Source organism: Rickettsia amblyommatis, assembly GCF_002078335.1.
GTDB classification, from domain to species: domain Bacteria; phylum Pseudomonadota; class Alphaproteobacteria; order Rickettsiales; family Rickettsiaceae; genus Rickettsia; species Rickettsia rickettsii.
In genome coordinates this window covers 1,089,577-1,113,177 of sequence record NZ_CP015012.1, presented here as the reverse complement: position 1 = coordinate 1,113,177, position 23,601 = coordinate 1,089,577, and the positions used below count along the sequence as shown (strand labels likewise).

Here is a 23,601-nt window from a genome sequence, read left to right as displayed (position 1 = left end):
GGGAATGACATAAAACGAGCTATGTAACAAAGCCGGCTTGTCATCCGGTGTAGCAAAGTCCATTACTTCTGTCTTATTAATCTGCTCTGATCTCTTTTCCAGTCTTTTTCTTTAATTGACTCTCTTTTATCATGTAATTTCTTACCTTTAGCAATACCAAGTTCAACTTTCACTTTATTTTTTTTATTAAAATACATAGAAAGAGCTACTAGCGTATAGCCTTTTATTCTAATTCTACCGATAATTTTCTTTATCTCTTTAGTATGCAACAATAACTTACGCGGTCTACGAGTAGCATGATTAAATCTATTCGCTTTTTCATATTCTGCAATATGGCAGTTATACAAAAATACCTCATGTCCGATATCTGCCGCATGACTTTCTGCTATAGAAGCTTTGCCTTGACGCAGAGACTGTACTTCACTACCCTTTAATACAATACCCGCTTCTAATCTTTCTTCAATAAAATAATTAAAAAGGGCTTTCTTATTTTGTGCAATAACTTTCTTATATTCGGTCATATTTTTATAGAGAGTGATGTTACGATGTTTTCAATTTGTTTTTTGGCACTATCGCTTGCTTCAGTTAATGGGAGTCTAATTTCATTTTCACATAAACCTAAATAATGTGCAGCATATTTTATCGGAATCGGATTAGATTCTACAAATAATGCTGTATATAAAGGCAGTAATTTCTGATGGATTTCTAATGCTCCTTTAGTATCGTTCTTATTCCATTTTTCTAATAGCTCTTTACATATATTAGGAACAATATTCGAGGCTACAGAAGTCCACCCTACCCCACCTTGAGCGTTAAAAGCTAAGACTACTTCATCATTACCGGTTAAAATATTGAAATCCTTTTTAACTGTTGCTCTGATCCGCAATGGACGTTCTAAATCTACACCACAATCTTTTAATGCTAAAATACGCGGTAGCTTGCTAAGTCTCAATATTGTCTCATCAGAAAAATCTACTCCGATTCTAGTTGGAGCTGAATATAACATAATAGGTATATTACACGCTTCATGCAATGCTTCAAAATGCTTATAAATCCCGTGTTGAGTAGGTTTGACATAAGATGGTGGACTAGCCATAAAACCATCTACTCCGATTTTTGTAGATTCTGCTGCAAGTGCTCTTGCATAAGTAGTATTATTTGATGAACACCCGCTTATTATAGGAATACACTTATTAACAATTTCTACGCTAGTTTGCAATAATAATTTATATTCTTCAAAGCTTAAACTACTACTTTCTCCCGTTGAGCCTGCAATTAATACTGCATCGACTTCATGCTTTATTTGATGTTTTACAATTCTCTCTAAAGCATATAAGTCTAACTTATTATCTTTAAAAGGTGTTATAAGTGCGGTAATTAAACCTTTAAATATGTTATGCATGATTTTTTTGATTTTAATTGTTGAGCTTATTAAATCGTCATTGCGAGAAGAATTACGTAGTAATTCGACACAGCAATCTCAGGAGTTTGTTATTATTTTATGAGATTGCCACGCAGTCTACTACTGCTCGCAATGACGACTCGGTATCCATACACAGGCAATACCGCCTCGCAATGACGTTTCTTCTACTCCCTAACAACACGCCCATACTCTTCTTTCAAACGATCTGCAATTTTATGATCATCAAAAATAATCTTTTTATTGCCAAGATCTATAGAATCAATATTTTGTACCTCAATTGCCGTGCCTGTAACAAAACATCCGGTAAAATTCTCTATTTGCTCTAATTTTAAACGCTCTTCTTTTACTTCTAGACTTAAATCTTGTGCAATTTCAATAATAGTCTGTCTTGTTATACCGTTTAAAAACCTATCGGCAATTGGAGTATATAATATTTTATCTTTAACAAAGAAAATATTTGTTGTAGTGCATTCAGCAATATACCCTTCATAATCAAGTAATAATGCATCATCATAGCCAAGAGCCTTAGCTTCTTTTTTACTCGTTATTGCCATATTATATTGAGCGGCGGATTTAGATTGCACCGGGGTGCTATCAGGCATTGCTTTACGCCAGCGGCCTACATGCAAATTTATACCTTTCTCAAAAGACCTCGGCATAGATGGAATACCGGCAATCAAAAGATTAGTAGATAAATACTGATTAGTGATATTTAGCGACTCGTCTCCGCACCAAATAAGCGATCTTATATATGCATCCTTAATATTATTTTGTTTTATTACAAGTTCATGAGCTTTTATTATCTCGTCTACATTATAAGGTACTTTCAAACCTAATGCTTCTGCTGATTTTATTAATCTTGCCGTATGTTCTTTTAGTTTAAAAACTTTGCCGTTATAAGCTCTCTCCCCCTCAAATACCGATCCTGAATAATGCAGGCTATGAGTCAAAACATGAATCCTTGCAAATTGATAAGGAACTAAATCACCGTTAATCCAAACATGCCAAAAAACTTGCTCTAGTTTTATCATTGTCATTAACCTATATTTATATTAAAGTATTGTCAATCGTCGTGAGCTATACGGCCGTAGCTCTTATGTCATTCCCGCAAAAGCGGGAATCCAGTAGTATTTAAAGTGATCCCGCGACTTGATCGCAGGACCTCAAAACACAGCCTGCTACATAAGATCCCGTGGTCAAGCCACGGGATGACAATAGTGAAATACAATTTTTTTAAATTAAACGAGTATACATGCATACATACGAAGCACATATTTTAATCGTTGATGATGATAGCAGAATATTAGCACTTTTAAAGCAATTTTTAAATAAAAACGCGTTGTTAGTATCAACGGCAAGCTCAGTCATAGAAGCTAAAAATTTATTAAAAACTTCTAACTATGATTTAATTATTTTAGATGTTATGTTACCTGAAATAACAGGGCTTGATTTTGCTACTACTATAAGGGATGCCGGTAATAATATTCCTATAGTTATGCTTACTGCTTTATCGGAAGCCGATGACCGTGTTAAAGGACTTGAAGCCGGTGCCTCTGATTATATAACTAAACCTTTTGAACCGCGAGAATTATTACTTCGGATCAATAACTTAATCAATAATTATAATAACTTTAAAAAAGAAACGAATATAATTAAATTCGGCAATAATTTTTATAATTCCGATACAAAAGAATTTACCAAGAATAATCAAATTGTATCTCTTAGCTCTACTGAACAAAAATTACTTGATATATTAATAAAAAATTCCGGTAAATCTACTAGTCGTTTTGAACTGTCAAAAATAATGGGAGGGCTTAGTATGCGTTCTATCGATGTACAAATTACAAGAATAAGAAGCAAAATAGAAGACAACCCAAAAGAGCCGAAATATTTAAAAACCGTGCGTAATGAGGGCTATGCACTTTATATCTAAATTATTACAGCATATTTCAAAGAGCTTCAGACAAGATAAATTTAAAAGCGAGCCTGCACAGCGTATAAAAATACGTGAGCACAGACGAGTCTTGAAAAATTCGCTTGTATCAAGCTCTTTGAAATATGCTTTACCGAGAACATTATTTGTACGGTTTATGTTTATTATAATCATTCCGATTTTAATAGGACAAATTGTTGCTATATTTTTGTTTTACGATCGTCATTGGTATAATGTTTCATATTATACTAGTACTATTATTATCAATGAAATAGAATCATTGATTAAAGAACATAGAAATAATTCAAGAGAGATAACCCATTTATCAGAAAATTATCTTAATTTATCTTATCAGTTTCAGCTGAATAAACAGTTATCTATAAAACAACCTAAATTAGGTGAACCTTTAACTATATTTAAAAATATTTTAGCTACAAAAATCCATGAAAAAAATATAGTTAAACTAAATAAGGAAAATAAAATTGAAGTATTTTTAGAATTACAAGATGGAGTATTATATATTACTTTTCCTGCAAAGTTACTACTTAATCCTACAGTATATATATTTGTTTTATGGATTATATCTTTAACTGTTATATTACTTTCTGTTTCTATTATTTTCTCCAAAAATCAAATTAAATCAATACTCACTCTTGCGGATAGCATGGATAAATTTGGTCGAGGTGTTTTAAAAGACAAAAATTTCAAACCTTCAGGCGCCTTAGAAATAAGAAAAGCAGGACTTGCTTTTTTAAAAATGAAAGCTCGTATTGAAAAACAAATTACTAAAAAAACCACTATACTTGCTATGATTTCTCATGACCTTAGAACTCCTTTAACAAGAATGAAGCTACAACTTGAATTGATGGAAGAAAGCGAAGAAATCGAAGGGTTAAAACAAGATATATTAACTATGCAGCAAATGATAAATTCTTATTTAGATTTTGCTAAAGGTGAAAGTATAGAAGAATTTGAAGACATTTTATTATTACCTTGGATGGAACGTTTTTTTAACAAATGGTCACATGTAAATATTGAATTTATAAAATCTACTAATTTAGATAAACTAGAAGTACGCATTAAGCCGAATGCTTTTGAAAGAGCCTTGTCTAATTTAATCGGTAACGCTATAAAATATGGAACTAAAATTAAGATATCCTCAAAAGATAATTCATCTACCGTAGCTATAATTATTGAGGATAACGGTCCCGGTATAGATGATACGGAAACACACCTTGTATTTAAACCGTTTTATAGATCAGATAAAGCAAGACAGCTTGATAATGCAAGTAACGTAGGACTTGGGCTTGCTATTACTAAAGAAATAATAAACGATCATAAAGGCTCTATTTATTTAGAAGATAGCCAGGATTTAGGCGGACTATCGGTAAGAATCGAAATACCTAAAATATGACTACCGATGTCCTTCCCGTGTAGATACCAAATCGTCATTGCGAGGAGAGGCAAAGCCGAGGGCGTGACAATCTCAGAAATTTTATATTGTTTCATGAGATTGCCACGCTCCTTTTAGTCGCTCGCAATGACGGAACAATCGATCCATGCAGCAACATCTAAAATATAAAATAATGACTAACATAAAACATTTAGCAATAATAATGGACGGTAATGCTCGTTGGGCAGATCGGCATAACTTAACAAAATCTGAAGGGCATAAAGCAGGAGCCGATAAAATGCGTGAATTACTGCCTGAGTTTATTAACCTTAACATACCTTATATAACTTTATATACTTTCTCTTCCGAAAATTGGCAACGCTCAAGCACGGAAGTAGATTTCTTAATAAAATTATTAAGTATTTATTTAAAAACCGAATTAAATAATTTACACAAAAACGGCGTTAAAATAAAAGTAATAGGTAGGCTTAATTTATTAAGTAGCTCATTGCAAAAACAAATAAATAATGCTATAGAGTTAACGAAAAATAATAATAAAATAACACTTTGTATAGCTTTTAGTTATGGAAGTCGTCAAGAAATAGTTGATGCCTGCACAAAAATTATTACAAGCGGTAAAAAAGCAGTAAGTAACAGCGATATACAACACGCTTTATATGATCCTGAAATGCCGGATGTAGATTTATTAATAAGACCGGGCGGAGTTTATCGCATCAGTAATTTCTTGCTTTGGCAAGCAGCTTATGCTGAATTATATTTCTCACCCAAATATTGGCCTGATTTTAATAAAGATGATCTACAAGAAGCTATAAATGATTACTCAAAAAGGAAAAGAACATTTGGCAAAAGATAAACAAAAATCAAACATATATTTAAGAATCCTGTCCGGTATAGTTTTAGTTCCGTTATTTGTCGTAGCTATATTATGGCATAAGCCTTTATTCTATATTCTAATGATATTAGTAGGTACGGGAATGTTAAGTGAATGGTATAATATGACCTACTCTTCTATTCCTTATCTATTAATCGGGCTAATTATTATTCCGATTCCTATAAGCCTATTAATATTTTTAAGTATGGAAGATACCAATAGATGGCTTATTATGCTTTATTTTTGCATAATGTGGTCGGTAGATACTTTCGCTATGATTGGCGGCAAAACTTTTAAAGGAGCAAAACTTGCTCCGAAACTTAGTCCTAAAAAAACCTGGAGCGGTTTAGTGACGGGAGTATTATCAGCAGGTTTAGTTGCGGTATTAGTTAGTTTTATACCAAACTTTCATATTGCAAATTACTATTTTTCAAATAAAATTTATTTGTTTATAATTAGTTGTATATTAGCATTAATAGCTCAATTAAGTGATTTATTTGTTTCATATTTTAAGCGAAAATTTAATATTAAAGATAGCGGTCATATAATACCCGGTCATGGAGGAGTGCTAGACAGATTTGATAGCATTATTTTAACCGCTCCGATATTATTTCTTATGAATATATATTTATGATAATACATTTAAATAATCATTCTAAAAAAATAATTTTAAATATCTTTTTAGCTTTACTGCTTGGATATTTTGTTTTTCATTGCATATATGGTAACAAAGGGATTATTGCATATTTAAAAGTAAATAGGGAGCTTGAAAAAGCTTATGATGAACTAAAAGGCTTACGAGCAGAAAGAGTAGAACTTGAGCATAACGTCAAATTACTTCGAACGGAATCTCTAAATAAAGATATGTTAGAAGAACAAGCAAAGAAAGTTTTAGGAGTAGCTGCTCCAAATGAGCAGGTGTTTAATCACCAATAACAAAACTTTGTTGTCATCCCGCGACTTGATCGCGGGATCCAGTCTTTTTAAATTTTTTTTGGATACTGTGGTCAAGCCACGGTATGACACAGAACGCGTTTTTCGATCCGCACAACAACATTATTGATTAAAAGGAATTAACAATCATTTATGACTATAAAAATTTATCAAAACGACCTACCTAATAATTTTGAACTTGAAGGAGATCTAGCTATAGATACCGAGACAATGGGGCTAAATCTACACAGAGATAAACTATGTTTGCTACAATTTAGTAACGGCAATGGTGAAGCTCATCTTGTTCATTTTACAAATCAAGATTATACAGCTCCTAATTTAAAAGCATTATTACTAGATAAAACTAGATGCAAGATATTTCATTTTGCTAGATTTGATCTAGCATCCATAAAAAAATATTTAAGTATAGATTTAGAAAATATCTTTTGTACTAAAATATCTTCAAAACTAGTTAGAACTTATACCGATAATCATGGGCTTAAGGATTTGTGCCGAGAATTGCTTAATATAAATATTTCAAAACAACAACAATCTTCCTATTGGGGTACTGATAATTTATCTGCAGAACAACAAGAATATGCAGCAAAAGATGTGCTTTATTTGCATCAGTTAAAAGATATTTTACAAAAAATGCTACTTAAAGAAAATAGGTATGAACTTGCCCAAGATATTTTCCGTTTTTTACCGACAAGAGCTAATTTAGACCTTATCGGTTGGAATGAAATCGATATTTTCATGCATTAATTTATTAATACCATTTATTGACTTCAGGTACAAAATCAGGGCACTCTTTAATAGCTAATTGATTTTTTTAAATTACTAAGCCTACAATAGACTTATTGCATAATGTAGCTAATAGGGAAGAATTTGAAGGAAACACGGAGGCACTTGCCACCGCAGCATATATAAAAATACGTGAGGATGTGAGTACCAGATTGACATACAAATTGACATACAAATTTACCCTTAGACGCAAGTTATACAAAAAGTTTAATCTCTCAGGGTTTAATTCCCCGAAGCTCTGCTTCGTGATATACTAATTAAAACTTTTTGAATAGATACCTCGTAGCTCTGCTGCAAGTAGTATCATTTCATTAGTAACTAAAAAGGGGATCTTTATGACTAATAGAAAAAAATAGACGTGCTAGGAGTCAGATTTAAATCTAAGTCTAGATAGTATAGCAAACCTCTGTTATCCTAGGGTTATAACTTGTGAAACAGAAGAAGACACTTTAAGTATTGATGGCGGTGTTTTTGCCGCATTTTGGTGGGCAGCCAATTATATAATAGATAAAGTATTAATGCTAATAACAGACAATATTTACTATTACCTTAGAGAAGATGCATTATGAAACTTCATCTTATCAGAGTTATAAGGGTGCTTCAAAAGGTACTTACCATAATAATTGCAGTAATTTTATAAATGAGACGAAGCAGCATTATGACTCTTCATTAGATAAACATAAGGAGGTAGTTTTAGGTAATACTACTACTTTTTTTGGGTTAGTATGGTGGTAATACAATAACAGTATGTTAGGTGTCATACTGCGGCTTGACCACGGTATTTAAAAATAACTTAAAGTACTAATAATTTTAGTATTTTAAACTAGATCCCGTGATCAAGTTGCGGGATGACAGATTCAAAAAATAATATACTTCTGATAAATGAAAAGTAGATAGACGAAGTTTAATTTGGAAAAGAGCAAGGAGTCTGTAAGCCGAGGAGCGGAGCGTATATTAATACGTGAGCATCCTAGGACTTACCAAGACGACGTAGCCAATTTTCCAAATTAAACGAGTATATTCACAATTTTACGAGGAACGAGGATAATCTTCTTCGGCTCTTTCCCTTCTAAGAACTTTTGTACCTTTGGCAGACTGACGGTAACTTGCTTTATTTCATCTTCACTTACGGAAGTTTTAAACTCATAGGTATCACGGAGTTTGCCGTTAACCTGCACTGCCATAATATATGTATCTAACTCTAGCATTGATTCATCAAATGCAGGAAAAGACGAATTATATAATCGCTCTTTATTGCCAAGCTTCTGCCAAATTTCTTCCGTAATATGCGGGATAAAAGGATTTAGTAGCTGTACTAAAACATTAAAGCCATGCCTTACGGTTTTAACATCAATTTTATCTTTGGATATTTCAGCAGATATAGCATTAGAAAGCTCGCGCATACGTGCTATTGCTCTGTTTAGGACAAAATGCTTTATATCTTCGGCGACGTGCTTTATTGTAAAATGTACTAACCTATTAAGCTCTTTATTAATCTCGCTATTCACATCATCTTTTAAAGAATCTATCGCCTTAAACATATACTCAAGCTTATTAATAAAACGTGAGCAGCCTTCAATAGCGCTTGCCGACCATTCTAGATCTTTCTCAGGCGGACTATCGGACAGTACAAAAAGCCTAATAGCATCTGCCCCATATTGCTCTTGCATTGTCTCAAGATCGATAAGATTCTTTTTAGACTTACTCATCTTTTCAATGCGTCCCTGCACTACTCTGTTATTGCTTTCTTTATGAAAAAATTCATTACCCTTTTTAACTACTTCTTCAGGATATAACCAATTATTATGTTCATCTTTGTAAGTGGCATGTAACACCATACCTTGAGTAAATAGCCCTTTAAAAGGCTCTCGAACGCTTACGTAATTCTGTTCGTCCATTACTTTTGTGAAAAACCTTGCATATAATAAATGCATTACCGCATGTTCAATGCCGCCTATATATTTATCGACCGGTAGCCAGTAATCACAAGCTTTTTTATCAGTCATCTCTGTAGCATTGCTATTGCAATATCTCGTAAAATACCAAGATGATTCAAAAAATGTATCAAAAGTATCGGTTTCACGCACAGCCGGCTTATCGCATTTCGGACAATTAACATGTTTCCAACTAGGATGATGATCAAGCGGATTGCCGTGACCGTCAAAATTTACATCATCAGGTAAAGTAACGGGTAAGTCTTTGTAAGGTACGGGAACTATGCCACAAGTTTCGCAGTGAATCATAGGAATAGGACATCCCCAAAAGCGCTGCCTTGAAATCCCCCAATCTTTTAGATGATAATTTACGCTGCGTTTACCTATGCCTAGTTTCTCAAATTCTCCGATGACTTCTTGTTTCGCTTCGTTACTAGTTAAGCCGTTTAGAAAACCCGAATTAATTAAAATTCCATCTTCCGTATAAGCGGTCTTTTGTACATCCATATCTGCTTTAATTACTTGTTTAATAGATAAATTCATTTTAACAGCTAATTCATGGTCATGTTCGTCATGAGCAGGGCAACCAAATATTGCACCAGTGCCATAATCCATTAGCATAAAATTAGTAATAATAACCGGTAAAACTATATTTGAATCGAAAGGATGAGTAACAAAAAGACCAGTAAATACACCTTCCTTTTCAGCCTTTTCTAGTTCGCTACTTCCTGTAATATGCGAGCATTTAGTTATAAAAGCGAGTATTTCAGGTGTTTTAGAAACTAACCGCTCTATTATCGGATGATTAAAGGCAATTCCTATAAAGCTAGCACCAAAAATGGTTTCAGGTTTGGTTGAGAATACTTCTATAGTAGTCTCTTCATTATCCTTAATTTTGAAATGAAAATTAGCACCTATCGATTTACCTATCCATTTCTCTTGCATAGACCGAACAGCTTCAGGCCACGCTTTTAAATTCTGAATTTCGTTTAATAATTCTTCAGCATAATCGGTAATTTTTAAGAACCATTGCTTTAAATAACGTTTTGCAACTATTGCACCTGAACGCCAACCCCGCCCGTCTACAACTTGTTCATTCGCAAGCACGGTATTATCAACCGGATCCCAATTAACAAGCGATTCTTTTTGATAAGCAAGATTTCGTTCATAAAGCTCTAAAAAGAATTTCTGCTCATGTTTATAATACTCAGGATCGCAACTATTTATCTCTCTAGACCAATCATAAGAAAAGCCCATAGATTTTAGCTGCTTTTTCATATTCTCGATATTAGAATATGTCCATTTTTTTGGGTGAGAATTATTTTTTATTGCGGCATTTTCGGCAGGTAACCCGAAAGCATCCCAGCCCATCGGATGAAGCACATTCAAACCTTGCATAGTCATAAACCTTGCAATAACATCACCTATAGAATAGTTGCGTACGTGACCTACATGGATTTTACCGGAAGGATAAGGCAGCATTTCAAGTACGTAATATTTTGGCTTGCTACTCGCATTTGATACCTCAAAAGCTTTTTCTTCTTGCCAAATGTGCTGCCATTTTTGTTCTATTTGGTTCATATTTTTTTAATTTATATACTGCATCATCATTGCGAGCAGTCGTAGACTGCACGGCAATCTCATCAAATATCCTGAGATTGCTTCGTCAATTACTCCGTAATTTCCTCGCCATGACGGAAATACTGTTATTACCTCACACTATTAATATATATATCTCTAGCTTTTCTTAAAATTTTATCTTCAAGCGTGATAGCAAGATTTGAGGTGTTTTCATTAAGTACCCATTGTTTATTTTTAAACATTTCTTCAAATACTTTCACTTCAATTGAATCAGGGCTTATTACATCGTCTTTAATAAATATATTTATTTTAAATCGAAAATTAGGATTAGAACGTGGGCTATACCATTCCGTAATAATCACGCCGCCGTTTGAGTCGGCTGATGCAAGGGGAGCAACACTTATAGTCTCTAATGCTGCTTGCCAGAGATATTTATTAACTGAACCTCCTACAGCTTTAGTAGATTCGTTCTTAACCCTACCCGGTCTAAAAACTAATCCTTCTTCACCTGCTATAGAACCTACTTCGTCCCATTGCTGCTCTCGTTCTGTTTTTGGATAATCACCCGCTAAGATACGAGTACTTATTGCACTAAGTATAATTACAAAAAATAATCCGATAATTTTCTTCATAACCAATATTTAATTAGTGTGCTTGAGGGAAATAATAGAGAAGCTTTAGCTATTAGTCAAAAATTATTTCTTCCCACCGTTCTTTGGCATTGTTATATGGCTCAAAAAACCCACTCGATGTCATTCCCGTCTACGCGGGAATGACATCGGGCAGATTTAATTATTTCTCAGAAATAAATCCAAAACGTGGAATATTTTTGCCGTGTAATAAAACCTTTTCGTTAAACATTTCAAGCGGCCTTACCCAAAGCTGGAAATTATCATATAATGCTTTATAAACTACTAACTCTTGCAAAGCTCCAGTATGTTTTGCAGTATCTATAACTTGATATAATTTTTCTTTGTAATACTTATATATTCCGGTTCTCATAAAACTTACACCTTAACAGGCATGACGACAAAAATATCTTTAGGATTCTCAGGAAATTTAATAAGTACCGGTGCTGAAACATCTGAAAAATATAGTTCTACTAAATCCGATTTCACTGCTTTTAAGACATCTTCCAAATATTGCGGGTTAAAGCCTATAGCTAAAGACTCATCACTATTATATTCATAAAAACTGTCCTTATCTTGTGAAGAATTAATAACCTCTTTTGCGTTACCTCTTGCTTCACCGACGGCACTAATCTCTAAGGTTTCACGAGATAACGATAATTTTACTGCTCTAAATTTTTCAACGGTTATTATCGCTATCCTTTCTATACTATCTGCAAATATTTTTCGATTAATTACTAATTTTGAGCTGCTGCTTTCCGGAATAAAAGCACTATAATCAGGGAAAGTACCGTCTATAAGCTTTGATAGCATAATAGTATTTTCGTTACATATAAATTTAATCTTATTGCTACTTAATAAAATTTCTATATCTTCATTTATATTTTTAGGATCTTTAACGATTTTTAAAATTTCCTCTGCACTTTTTTGCGGTAATATAACTCCAAAATTCTTTATTTGTTTTTCTAATGTTACCCATGAAATCGAAAGTCTATGCCCATCGGTACTTGCTGAATAAAACTCTTTGTCTTTTATGTGTAAATAAACACCGTTTAAATTATAACGAGTTTCATCTAAAGAAACCGAAAATTTTGTCGATTCGATTATTTTAGCAAAATCCGTGCAGGAAATTTTAAAACTTGCTTCAGGATTAATACTATCCATTGCAGGAAAAGAACTAACCGGCAAAGTAAATAAATTAAATTTACAATTTTTTCCTTTGATCTCAAGTCCCGTTGTACCGAGATCTGTTAATGTAAGCTCGGAATCCGGAAGTTTTCGGACTATATCATTTAGAGTTTTCGTAGAAACGGTAAATTCACCTTCACTTACTACCTGTACTGCTATTTTTTGACTTAAGTACAAATCCATATTAGTGGAACTAAGCTCTAGATTGCTGTCTTTTGCCGATAATTTAATGTTTGCATATTCAGGTATTACATTACGTTTTTCAACAACGGAACTTGCAAACCCTAGGGACTGAACTAACGTTTTTGTTTCAACTATTAATTTTAACATATTGTTATTCTCTTAATGTTCCTTGAAATTTTTGCGAGATGGCAGCAACTAAATTTTTACTGAACGAATTTAAATCAGTATCAGATAACGTCCGATCATCTGCTTGTAGCTCTATTTTAACCGCTATAGATTTTTTACCTTCAGGTAATTTATCACCGCTATAAATATCAAATAATATAACTGATTTGACAAGCTTTTTATTAAAATTATTTATATATGATATTATTTCACCGACTCTATGATCTTGATCAACAATAAATGCATAATCTCTAAAATTAGCTTGGAAATCCGATACTGCAAATTCGTCTCTTTTACCGAATTTAGCTTTTATCAACGGCAAATTCGTAATATTTAGCTCGAATGCAAATATTTCCTGATTAATATCGTAATATTTCAAGATTTTAGGGTGTATCTGCCCAAAATGACCTAATAAATTTTTACCAAGCCCTATATTTACTGCTCTAGTTGGATGATAATATTGTGGCAATACTGTCCCATTTATTGCTATACATTTATCTATAGATAGTCCTGCATAATCAGCTACCAACTCTAAATCGCCTTTAAGATCAAAAACATCATAGCCTCGCCCAAGCGAATGAGGATTTTTATTATTATATGAACCGCTTATAATTGCCGTCAAATAAATTGCTTCCGTATTTAAATCTATAAAACTTGGTCCAACTTCAAAAAAAGCCATATCTTTTATAGAGCGTGCTAGATTTTTACTTACTATACTTAACAAATTCGGCAGTATAGTAGGACGCATATAATTGTCTCCTATGCTAATAGGATTAAGCAAAAACAACTCTTCTTTTAATGCCGCAAACAACTTTGCATCTTCACTACTCATAAAAGAGTTAGTTACTACCTCATCATAGCCTTTGCTTGCTAATATCCTTTTAAAACTAGATATTCTTTTATGCTCTCTTAGCGTATTATTATCTTGGTCTAGTGCGGGTAATTTTATACTCTCTATTTTATCATAGCCGTAAATACGAGCAATTTCTTCCGCTATATCTTCTAAAATAGTTATATCGTGACGCCAAGAAGGAGCTATTACCTTTATAATCTCACCTTTAACATCCGTAATAAATCCTAGTTTATTTAATATGGTTTCTATCGCTTTGATATTTAGTTTAATTCCTATAATTTTTGCTAAATAACATGCTGAAAAATCTAAAGGTTTTTTTTGTGATTCTTTTTCACCGACTTTCACTACTTCCGATACTTCACCGTTTCCGCATATTGACAAAATAAGATTAGTTGCTATGTCCAAAGCCTTTTCCGTAAAATTTCTATCGATATTACGCTCATTACGATATCTAGCATCCGTATCAATTTGGAATCTTCGCCCGCTAGCTGCAACCATTTTAGCATTAAAACAAGCAGCTTCGAGTATTATATTAGTCGTACTATCAGTACAACTACTATCAGCCTCGCCAATGATACCGGCCAGACCTTGAATACCGCTTTCATCTTTTATAACTAAATCATTTTCGGTAAGTAGATATTCTTTGCCGTTTAGGGCGTGGAATTTAGCTACGTCATTGCGAGGCTGCAAAGCAGCCGTGGCAATCTCATTTTGTTGTCCTGAGATTGCTTCGTCGCTACGCTTCTCGCAATGACGTGCTACAGTAATGCCCCCTTTTATCCTATCTGCATCGTAAGCATGCATCGGCTGCCCAAAGCTATAGGCAATATAATTTGTTACATCCACTAAGCTTGAAATAGTTTTTACCCCAACATTTTTTAATAATTTCTGCAACCAATCAGGGCTTGGTTTATTTTTTAAATTTCTTATCTCTCTAAAAGTAAATAACGGACAGGCTTCTTTATCTTGCACGTTAAGCTTCATTTTAGAAATAAATGTACTCTTTATTTCTGAAATTTCTAGCTCTTTAAGTATTCCTATTCCTTTAGCTGCTAAATCTCTTGCGATGCCGTACACTCCAAGTACATCACCACGATTAGGAGCAACGTGAATAACAAATATAGGATCATCTAAACCGTAATATTTAGTAAAATTCTCTCCAACTACGGCATCTTCAGGTAGCTCTATAATCCCTTCAGACTCTGAAGCTAGCAGTAATTCCTCTTCAGAGCAAAGCATACCACAGCTTTTTGCGCCTCTAATAACAGATTCCTTAATCTTAAATTTACCGTTTGGTATTTCTATTCCGATATTTGCAAGTACCACTTTTATACCTGCTCTTGCATTACGCGCACCACAAACTATTTGCAGCATACCACTTTTAGTCTCAACATTACAAAGCTTTAATTTATCAGCTGACGGGTGAGGTTTAATATTTGTAATATATGCTACTTCAAACTTTTGCAACTCCGCCGCTTTATCTATCACCTCTTCCACTTCAAGGCCAATAGCTGTTAGGGCTTCGGCAATTTCAGTAACTGAAGCCGATGTCTCCAAAAATTGTTTTAACCATGATAACGTAAATTTCATTTCGTAAGCCCTCCTGCTAAATTCGGTATATCAAAGCTCCCAAAATTATAATGTTTAAGCCAACGCATATCTCCTTCAAAAAATTGTCTTAAATCTTTGATATTATATTTTAACATTGCAAAACGCTCTACTCCAAGTCCAAAAGCAAAACCTTGATACTCGCTGCTATCGATACCAACATTTTTAAGCACGTTTGGATGAACCATCCCACAACCAAGGACCTCAAGCCATTTATCGTTTTTATTCATCCGAATATCCACTTCGGCAGAAGGTTCGGTAAATGGGAAAAAGCTGGGTCTAAAACGTAATTCAATATTAGAATTTTCAAAAAAGCTTTTTATAAATGCCGTGATAACATATTTTAAATGTCCCATATTGATATTTTTATCAATAACAAGCCCTTCTATTTGGTGGAACATTGGCGTATGCGTCATATCCGAATCCGATCTATAAGTCCTACCCGGTGCTATAAACCTAAAAGGCGGTTTGCCGTTTTTCATAGCTCTAATCTGCACTGTTGAGGTATGAGTACGTAATAACAGCGGCTTATTATTTTCCTGACTTTTCAAATAAAAAGTATCATGCATTTGCCTTGCGGGATGATCATCTTCAAAATTGAGAGCGGTAAAATTATGAAAATCATTCTCGATATTCGGTCCGTTTTCTATAATAAAACCAAACTGCGAAAATACTTGTATTAACTCCTCACTACATTGTGTTATTGGATGAATAGAACCTTGTTTATATCTCCGTGCAGGGATTGTTAAATCAATTTTATCGGCAGCAAGTTTAAAATTTAGTTCCTGCTCCTCTAAAATTTCTTCTTTTGCTTTTATTATATTCTGTATTTTATCTTTTAATTTATTGATTTTTAAGCCAAATTCTTTACGTTCCTGTTCATTTAAACTACCTAATTTTTTAAGCTCACCGGTCACTATACCGTTCTTGCCTAAAAATTCTACTTTATATTCTTGCAGAGCTTTTAAGTTTTGTACTAATAAGATTTTGTCCTCAGCAAGCCTTAATATTGTTTCTATATTTTCCATGATTGTTTTTTTGTTTTTGATTTTTTATTGTACGGTAGAACGTCATTGCGAGGAGGTATTGTTGCGTGGACCTGTTTATCCGTCATTGCGAGGAAATTGCATAGCACTTGACTAAGCAATCCAGTTAAAAATTCTGATTTACAGAATTTTTTTAATTATTTTCTGGATTGCCGCGTTGCCTACGGCTCCTCGCAGTGACGACCTTCAGTATCTACGCAACAATACCTCCTCGCAATGACGTTAAACCAACATACACTTCATATAATTCTCTTCTATCCCCACCAACTTCGCTTTAAATATCTGCCCTATTTCTAAAGGTTTATCTAGCTTTACCGGAATAAAATTTTCGGTATGGGCAATATTATTATTCTCTACTAATAACTCTACTTTCTGTCCTATATGTTTTTTAAAGAATGCGGTCAACTGGTTTTGCCCTTCTTGCCTTAAAATTTCTGCCCTTTCTTTTCTTATATTTTTAGGTACTTGTGGCATACGTGCTGCAGGCGTTCCTTCTCTTTCCGAATAAGGAAAAACATGTAAATATTGTAATTCCGCCTCTGAAATTAATTTTCTTGTATTTTCAAACATTTCAGGGGTTTCAGTCGGGAAACCAGCTATAATATCCGCACCAAAAGATACTTCCGGTCTTATTGCCCGCAGCTTCCGACAAAACTCTATTACGTTTGCTCTATTATGACGTCTTTTCATACGTTTTAATATCATATCGTCGCCTGCTTGCAAGCTAATATGCAAATGCGGCATTATCCTTTCACTATAAGCTATAAGCTCAAAAAGTTCATCATCTATTTCTGCAACATCTATTGAAGATAATCTAAGCCTCTTTAATTCAGGAACTAAATTCAACACTCGTTTAATCATTTGTGCGAATGTTGGACTTCCCGGCAAATCACTACCGTAAGCCGTAACATCGACACCGGTAAAAACTACTTCTTTAAAGCCGTTTAATACCAAATGCTTTACCTGCTCTGCTATAGCTCCTATTGCTACTGATCTACTTTTTCCTCTACCATAAGGGATAATACAGAAAGTACAAAAATGATCACAACCGTTTTGTACCTGAATAAAAGCACGAGACTTACCGTCAAAGCTACTTACTAAATGACTTGCCGTCTCTTTCACCGACATTATATCGTTAACTGTTATTTTTGCATCGGTAATTTGGTAGTAATTAGGTAATAACTTCTCTTCATTACCTATAACTTTATCAACTTCCGGCATATTACCGTACATTTGCGGACTTGTTTGAGCACTACAGCCGGTAACAATAATTTTTAAATCAGGATTATTTTTTTTAGCCTTGCGTATAGCTTGTCTTGCTTGTTGCTCAGCTGCTTTAGTTACCGCACAAGTATTGAATACTGCCACATTATCGATACCGGACAATTCCAAGTTTTTTCGTATTATCTCACTTTCGTAAATATTAAGTCTACAGCCAAATGTTACTACGTCTTGTCTTAAATTATTGCTCACAATAATATTCCCCACGTGCTACAAGCGTAGCTGCCCCTTGCATTATTATATTACCGTTTTCTTCTCTCATAGTAAGGTTACCGTGCTTAAAGACTATAGTACTTGGTGAATGGATAAAACCGAGCTTTAAACCGACAGCAAAACTACCGCAAGCTCCGCTTCCGCAAGCAAGCGTTAACCCTGCACCCCGCTCCCAAACGGATAAATAGATTTTATTATCTTTTACTTCAGCAAAATTAACGTTTACCCCATCTGTGAATAATTCCTTAGCCTGCAATTTTTCACCGACAATTTTTTGATCTTGAGGTTCTAACTTACTAAAAATAACCAAATGCGGATTACCTATATCAACGCAAATAGTTTCCTTTAAATCAATCATATAACGCTCTGCAAATTCCCAAACTTTATCACGACTTGGCATCCAAGCTTCATTAAAACTAACGCTTCCTACATTAACGCTAATATTATTTTCATCATTGACATTACATAGCAATTTTTTATTGCCTACCATTACGGTAATATCTTTCTTTCCCGTATCAAGATAAATTAACTTGGCTAAACATCTTGTAGCATTACCGCATAATTTAGCACTAGAGCCGTCTATGTTATATATAATCATTTCATAAAAATCATTATGCTCTTCATAAATAATAAACTGATCGCAACCGATACCTGTATGACGCTCAGCCATATTTTTTGCTAACTGCGATAAATCATATGAACTTGATAAATCTCGTTTGTTAACAATAACAAAATCATTACCGAGACCATGCATTTTTACAAAATTAATTTTACTAATCATAATGTTTTACATATTAGGAAATTGTATTATAGCAAATTTCTTGGAATTTGCTATAATGACGTGATGATATATAAAAATATAGACTATTATGCTAATTTCACGTTTCTTAGACCCTAAAAATAACTATGCATTTTTAAAAATTTTCGGTACAGAAAAAAAATAAGGATATACTTATTCATTTTCTAAATAACATTTTGGTTATACGGAAAAAGAAGTAATTACCGAAGTTACTTTTTTAAAAACAATCTAAGATCCCGATATCGCTGCTTATAGACAATCTATAGTTGATGTATTATGTAGAGATAAATACGGTACTCAATATTATTGTAGAGATACAGGTCAGCAAACATCCAGATTTTGAAAAACGAGCTCAGCTTTATGCAGCAAAGGCCTATTCAAGACAAACAATAAAAGAAGATGAAGATCATAAAAAAAATGGCAGTATATGCAAAACTTCGAGGAGTAATATTCTTAGCTATTGCCGATTTTATTTTATTGCTCGATAAAAAAGATTGGAGATCAGATAATAGATTACTTGATACTAAAACTTATGAGAACGACCTACAAGATTTTTATTTTATCTTTTTAGAGCTTGCGAAATTTAATAAAGAATTAGATCAATTAGAGAACCTTCAAGAAAAATGGGCATATTTCTTTAAACATGCATATGAAAGCACTCTAGAAGAAATGGAGAATTTGATAGGTCATGATTTTATTATTAAAAAAGCTTTGTATGCTTTGGATCAAGCTAGTTGGTCTGAAAAAGAGTTAAATACTTATGAAAAAATGATAAAAACCGAAATGGATAATCTAGCCGTAGAAGAGCAGAAAATTATGGATGCTGAAGCTAAAGGGGAAGCAAGACAAAAAATTTCTATAGCTAAAAAAATGTTAGCAAAAAAATAAACCTTTAGATAAAATTATAGATTTTACCGGTTTAACAGAAAACGAAATCGAGCAATTATAGTAATGAAGATCCTTAATATTATGCTAAGTCGTGACCTTGGCGGCATTCAACAAGCATTTTTAGATTATAGTACTGCTTTAGAGATGCAAAAAATTGAGATTATAAATATCACTTCTTACAAGGCAAAAATAAATTCCTTTCTACACAAACAAAGCTTAAAACTACCTAATATGGTACCGTTTGATTTACTCTCGGTACTTATTCTTAAGTATATAATTCATAAGACTAAGCCCGATATAATTATAGCACACGGTAATAGAGCAATAAATTTTAGTAAATTTGCTAAATCACAAAATATAAAATTAATCGGTATCGCTCATAATTATAGTTTAAAAGGACTACGTAAATGTGATTTTGTTATTGCCTTGACGCATCATATGAAAGAATTTTTACTAAAAAATAACTTTGCCGAATCTAGGATATGCATCCTACCGAATATGATAAATATTGCTAAAGACTTGCTTCCAAATAAAACATATAGAAAACCTGTCGTAATTGGTGTACTAGCAAGATTTGTAGCTAAGAAAGGTGTTGATATTTTTATTAAAGCTATCAAAATTTTAAAAGAAAAAAAATATGATCTTCATGCAGTTATAGGTGGAAGCGGCGAGGAAAAAGATAATTTAATTGCTTTAGCACATAAACTTAATTTACAAGATCAAATATCATTTACGGGATGGGTTAACGCTAGAGATAAATTCTTTAAACAAATAGATATTTTTTGCTTACCGTCTCTTCATGAACCGTTTGGAATTATAGTGCTTGAAGCAATGGAGGCAAGCGTGCCTATCGTTAGTACAGATACTGAAGGGCCTGCAGCAATCTTAAGCGACATGCAAGACGGGCTTATTTGTAAAGCCGGCTCTGCTGAAGATTTAGCAGAAAAAATTGTCTATCTAATAGAGAACCCTATAAAAGCAAAAGAATTTTCTAAAAATGCCTACCTTACTCTCAAACAAAATTATGACATTAAAGTTGTGTCTGAAAAGTTACAGCATATTTTAGAAAACTTCAGATAAGATGAATTTAAGGGTGAGCCTACACAGCGTATCAAAATACGTGAACACAGGCGAATCCTGCAAAATTCACTTATATCAAGCTTTCTAAAATACGCTGTAGCAACATTATTACGTAATTATAAAAATAGTTAGTTGAAAAAATAATAGTCTATATTGACATAGCGGTTTAAAGATTCATAATTAATATTAAGTAATATGAATTTATTTTAATGAACTTACTCGATGAACTTCGTATGCCGATTTTTCATTTACTTAAAATATATTCTAGTTTTATCGATTTCATCATTGCTTCTATGTGGTTGTAATGCAAAACACGATAATATTCCCCCTAAACTCTCATTACCTGCTACTTGGAATAATTATTCTCTAGAACAAAATAATAATGCATCCTCCAAGTGGTGGCTGCAATTTAACGATCCGGTGTTAGATAACCTAATCGAAGAATCTTTAACCGGTAACTCCGATATTGAGCTGGCAATGAGTAATGTGCTAGCAGCGAAAGCACAGCTTAACCTTATTAATTCTTATCGATTTCCACAAATCAATTTACAAGGCGGAGCAAATCGAACAAAAAACAGTAAAGAAACAAAAGCACCGCATTAGCCGAAATTCTCTAATAATTTTGGGCTAGCAAGCGTGCTTAATTACGAGCTGGATTCATAGGGGCAGCCGCCCACGCTCTAGTGAATCGGCTAAAAAAACTTTCCTTGCAAGCGAGTATAGCAAGGCAGAGCGGTACGTTTATCGGTTATAAGTAACGTCACTATAAGTTACTTTAATCTTTTAGCATTAGACAAACAAATCTATCTAACTGAAAAGCTAATTGAGGCTTAAACGGAAATTTATAAATTAGAAATTATATAATCTTGGCGTAGGTGATTTAATATCGGTTAGTGAAGCTGCTTCCGAGCTTGCACTTACTAAGTTATCATTGCCGCCTTTAAAATAACAAAGACATGAGCAGGAAACCGCTTTAAAAATTTTAGTAGGTAGAATTCCTGAAAATATAGTAAACGGCTTAATTTATCTTGATAAACCAATAGATTACTTCCCTGCTCTACCGGTATTACCTAAAATATTACCATCAGAGCTTTTAGAGCAAAGACCGGATATTAAAGCAGCAGAGTAGAATTTACTAGCAGCAGATGCAAACTTAAACACAATAAAAGCTACTTATTTTCCACAAATTTCTTTAACAGGCTTATTAGGATTCGGTAGCAATAAACTTAATACTCTGTTTACTAACTCAGCTGAAACTTGGCAGGTAGGCGGCCACATAGCAGGACCTATTTTTGATTTTGGCAAATAACAATACTTAAAACAATAATGCGGAATTTGATATTGATAACATTACTAGTACTAATAGTAATATTAGGGGTTTGGGTATCATAAAAACAGTAAACAAATCACTATAACAGCTCCGGTTGAGGTAACACAAGTTATCAGCAAAGACGTACCTGATGTGATAGAACTTGCAGGAGTAGCTGAAACTTACCAAAGTGCCGATATTCAATCTCAAGTTATGGGCCAAATATTAAGTGTAAATTTTGATAACGGACAAGAAGTAAAAGCAGGTGATTTATTATATGAAATTGATTCTCGTCCGTTTCACAATCAATCACAGCAAGCACAAGCAAATTTACTAAGTGATACTTATAACCTTGAAGATGCTATAAAAGAAGAGGCAAGATATCGTGCTTTATACGAGGGAAAAGCCGTTTCGGAAGAGCAGTATTTACAGATGCTAACTAATATGAATATGCTTAGGGCCACCATGGAACGCGATAAAGCAATTATTGCAGACGCTAATTTACAAATCGAGTATTCAAAAATAGTAACTCCTTTTGATGGTAAACTTAGTGAGAGTAATGTGGATATAGGTGATTTAGTATCGCCGGATTTTGTGAGTCTAGTAACTATAAATACTATCTCGCCTATTTATGTCAGCTTCTCCGTACCTGAAAAATATCTCGATCGTATATAGTTCCGTCTAAAGCCATGCAAACTAACGATCAAGGTCCTTATGTATTTGTTATCAAGATAATAAAGCCGTGGTCAAGAATATAGATATAGTGTTTTCTGTTATAAAAGCGGTATAGATGAGGGAGAAACGGTAATCACCAACGGGCAGCTACGATTATCTAACGGAGCAGAGGTGAGTGTTAGGGAGGAGTAGTGTCAAATCGTCATTGCGAGCAGGCGTCATTGCGAGGAAATTACAAAGTCATTGACAAAAAGCAATCTTAGGAGTTTGTCATTATTTCATGAGATTACCACGCTTCTTACAGTCGCTCGCAATGACGATATGTATGACGGGAAAAATCCATACAACAGGAAAAAAATAATTGGGTATTTCAGAAATATTTATTAAGTGTCCGGTTCTTGCTACTTTATTCATGGCAACTATTTTGCTGTTTGGAGCATTCGGCTATAGGCTATTACTGGTCAGCGTTTTACCTGACATCAACTGCCCGACTACTCAGGTTTCAGTAAGCTTGCCTGGAGCTGACCCTACTACTTGGCATCTTCAGTTGCATTACCGCTTGAAAAGCAATTCTCGACGATATCAGATATTGACTCGATGAGTTCGGTTAATAGTAACGGTACTACTCAAATTACTTTGCAGTTTAATTTAGACTGAGATATAGATGCAGCGACACAAGACATACAAGCAGCTACCGAACGACTTACCTACCCCGCCCTCATATCGTAAAGTAAATCCTGCCGACGCACCTATATTTTATTTATCTTTAACCTCTGATACTCTCCCCCTTA

At 33.7% G+C, this 23,601-nt stretch carries 22 protein-coding genes and 2 pseudogenes; 13 read left to right on the top strand and 11 right to left on the bottom strand.

All coding sequences use genetic code 11. The features are described 5' to 3' along the window. Nucleotides 1–62: 62 nt before the first annotated feature. From smpB to A3305_RS06335, 3 genes are all read right to left on the bottom strand, one after another. Nucleotides 63–521: an SsrA-binding protein SmpB gene (gene smpB, locus A3305_RS06345; protein WP_014392215.1), complete on the bottom strand. Its 459-nt coding sequence runs from the start codon at nt 519–521 to the stop codon at nt 63–65. After that, entirely contained in the window at nt 518–1,402 is an 885-nt protein-coding gene (gene dapA / locus A3305_RS06340) for a 4-hydroxy-tetrahydrodipicolinate synthase (RefSeq protein WP_014392214.1), read from the bottom strand. Before dapA ends, smpB begins: the two co-directional genes overlap by 4 nt. A gap of 185 nt (nt 1,403–1,587) precedes the next feature. Further along, complete coding sequence (locus A3305_RS06335; protein WP_014392213.1) at nt 1,588–2,460, bottom strand: branched-chain amino acid transaminase; 873 nt, start codon at nt 2,458–2,460, stop codon at nt 1,588–1,590. Between the two features lie 215 nt (nt 2,461–2,675). Between A3305_RS06335 and A3305_RS06330 the strand changes: the two genes are divergently transcribed. The 7 genes from A3305_RS06330 to A3305_RS06285 all read left to right on the top strand — a co-directional run bounded on the left by A3305_RS06330 (nt 2,676) and on the right by A3305_RS06285 (nt 8,389). Then, a complete protein-coding gene (locus tag A3305_RS06330) occupies nt 2,676–3,356 on the top strand; it encodes a response regulator transcription factor (RefSeq protein WP_014392212.1) in 681 nt (226 codons plus the stop codon). Beyond that, on the top strand, nt 3,340–4,770 hold the full coding sequence (locus tag A3305_RS06325) for a palindromic element RPE3 domain-containing protein (protein WP_193353169.1): 1,431 nt from the start codon (nt 3,340–3,342) through the stop codon (nt 4,768–4,770). Before A3305_RS06330 ends, A3305_RS06325 begins: the two co-directional genes overlap by 17 nt. 145 nt (nt 4,771–4,915) lie before the next feature. Further along, nucleotides 4,916–5,623 carry a polyprenyl diphosphate synthase gene (gene uppS, locus A3305_RS06320; protein WP_193353168.1) on the top strand — a complete coding sequence of 236 codons (708 nt, stop codon included), beginning with the start codon at nt 4,916–4,918 and terminating at the stop codon, nt 5,621–5,623. Next, nucleotides 5,583–6,275 (top strand): phosphatidate cytidylyltransferase, encoded by a 693-nt coding sequence (locus tag A3305_RS06315; protein ID WP_014392209.1) that lies wholly within the window; start codon nt 5,583–5,585, stop codon nt 6,273–6,275. The genes uppS and A3305_RS06315 overlap by 41 nt, the downstream gene beginning before the upstream one ends. Beyond that, a complete protein-coding gene (locus A3305_RS06310) occupies nt 6,272–6,577 on the top strand; it encodes an FtsB family cell division protein (protein ID WP_014392208.1) in 306 nt (101 codons plus the stop codon). Before A3305_RS06315 ends, A3305_RS06310 begins: the two co-directional genes overlap by 4 nt. 150 nt (nt 6,578–6,727) lie before the next feature. Beyond that, nucleotides 6,728–7,339, top strand: coding sequence for a ribonuclease D (locus A3305_RS06300; RefSeq protein WP_014392207.1), 612 nt, complete (start codon nt 6,728–6,730; stop codon nt 7,337–7,339). Between the two features lie 948 nt (nt 7,340–8,287). Continuing rightward, complete coding sequence (locus A3305_RS06285; RefSeq protein WP_014392206.1) at nt 8,288–8,389, top strand: palindromic element RPE5 domain-containing protein; 102 nt, start codon at nt 8,288–8,290, stop codon at nt 8,387–8,389. On the opposite strand, the gene leuS is transcribed toward A3305_RS06285, so the two are convergent. From leuS to dapF, 8 genes are all read right to left on the bottom strand, one after another. Then, entirely contained in the window at nt 8,386–10,893 is a 2,508-nt protein-coding gene (leuS, locus tag A3305_RS06280; RefSeq protein WP_014392205.1) for a leucine--tRNA ligase, read from the bottom strand. The genes A3305_RS06285 and leuS overlap by 4 nt on opposite strands. Before the next feature lie 128 nt (nt 10,894–11,021). Further along, nucleotides 11,022–11,525 (bottom strand): DUF3576 domain-containing protein, encoded by a 504-nt coding sequence (locus A3305_RS06275; protein WP_014392204.1) that lies wholly within the window; start codon nt 11,523–11,525, stop codon nt 11,022–11,024. A 160-nt stretch (nt 11,526–11,685) separates the two neighbouring features. Further along, complete coding sequence (locus A3305_RS06270; RefSeq protein WP_014392203.1) at nt 11,686–11,895, bottom strand: DUF1653 domain-containing protein; 210 nt, start codon at nt 11,893–11,895, stop codon at nt 11,686–11,688. Between the two features lie 5 nt (nt 11,896–11,900). Further along, nucleotides 11,901–13,040, bottom strand: a complete 1,140-nt coding sequence (gene dnaN / locus A3305_RS06265; RefSeq protein ID WP_014392202.1) for a DNA polymerase III subunit beta — start codon at nt 13,038–13,040, stop codon at nt 11,901–11,903. 4 nt (nt 13,041–13,044) lie between these two features. Beyond that, nucleotides 13,045–15,501, bottom strand: coding sequence for a phenylalanine--tRNA ligase subunit beta (pheT, locus tag A3305_RS06260; RefSeq protein ID WP_014392201.1), 2,457 nt, complete (start codon nt 15,499–15,501; stop codon nt 13,045–13,047). After that, nucleotides 15,498–16,547, bottom strand: a complete 1,050-nt coding sequence (pheS, locus tag A3305_RS06255; protein ID WP_014392200.1) for a phenylalanine--tRNA ligase subunit alpha — start codon at nt 16,545–16,547, stop codon at nt 15,498–15,500. Before pheS ends, pheT begins: the two co-directional genes overlap by 4 nt. A 240-nt stretch (nt 16,548–16,787) precedes the next feature. After that, a complete protein-coding gene (gene mtaB / locus A3305_RS06250) occupies nt 16,788–18,053 on the bottom strand; it encodes a tRNA (N(6)-L-threonylcarbamoyladenosine(37)-C(2))-methylthiotransferase MtaB (RefSeq protein WP_014392199.1) in 1,266 nt (421 codons plus the stop codon). After that, nucleotides 18,028–18,840 carry a diaminopimelate epimerase gene (gene dapF / locus A3305_RS06245; RefSeq protein ID WP_014392198.1) on the bottom strand — a complete coding sequence of 271 codons (813 nt, stop codon included), beginning with the start codon at nt 18,838–18,840 and terminating at the stop codon, nt 18,028–18,030. Before dapF ends, mtaB begins: the two co-directional genes overlap by 26 nt. Nucleotides 18,841–18,928: 88 nt before the next feature. On the opposite strand from dapF, the pseudogene A3305_RS10730 reads away from it, so the two are divergent. The 6 genes and pseudogenes from A3305_RS10730 to A3305_RS11275 all read left to right on the top strand — a co-directional run bounded on the left by A3305_RS10730 (nt 18,929) and on the right by A3305_RS11275 (nt 23,467). Next, nucleotides 18,929–19,807 (top strand): annotated as a pseudogene (locus A3305_RS10730) (Rpn family recombination-promoting nuclease/putative transposase). A 2-nt stretch (nt 19,808–19,809) separates the two neighbouring features. After that, nucleotides 19,810–20,826 carry a glycosyltransferase family 4 protein gene (locus A3305_RS06235; RefSeq protein WP_014392196.1) on the top strand — a complete coding sequence of 339 codons (1,017 nt, stop codon included), beginning with the start codon at nt 19,810–19,812 and terminating at the stop codon, nt 20,824–20,826. Between the two features lie 222 nt (nt 20,827–21,048). Beyond that, nucleotides 21,049–21,429 (top strand): TolC family protein, encoded by a 381-nt coding sequence (locus A3305_RS10725; RefSeq protein ID WP_226984037.1) that lies wholly within the window; start codon nt 21,049–21,051, stop codon nt 21,427–21,429. 859 nt (nt 21,430–22,288) lie between these two features. Further along, entirely contained in the window at nt 22,289–22,810 is a 522-nt protein-coding gene (locus A3305_RS06215) for an efflux RND transporter periplasmic adaptor subunit (RefSeq protein ID WP_231289088.1), read from the top strand. Between the two features lie 412 nt (nt 22,811–23,222). After that, nucleotides 23,223–23,291: pseudogene (locus tag A3305_RS10720) on the top strand (AcrB/AcrD/AcrF family protein); the annotation flags it as partial. Nucleotides 23,292–23,344: 53 nt separating this feature from the next. Beyond that, the gene (locus A3305_RS11275; RefSeq protein WP_264357854.1) at nt 23,345–23,467 is read left to right on the top strand and encodes a hypothetical protein; all 123 of its coding nucleotides are present in this window, start codon (nt 23,345–23,347) and stop codon (nt 23,465–23,467) included. Nucleotides 23,468–23,601 lie beyond the last annotated feature (134 nt).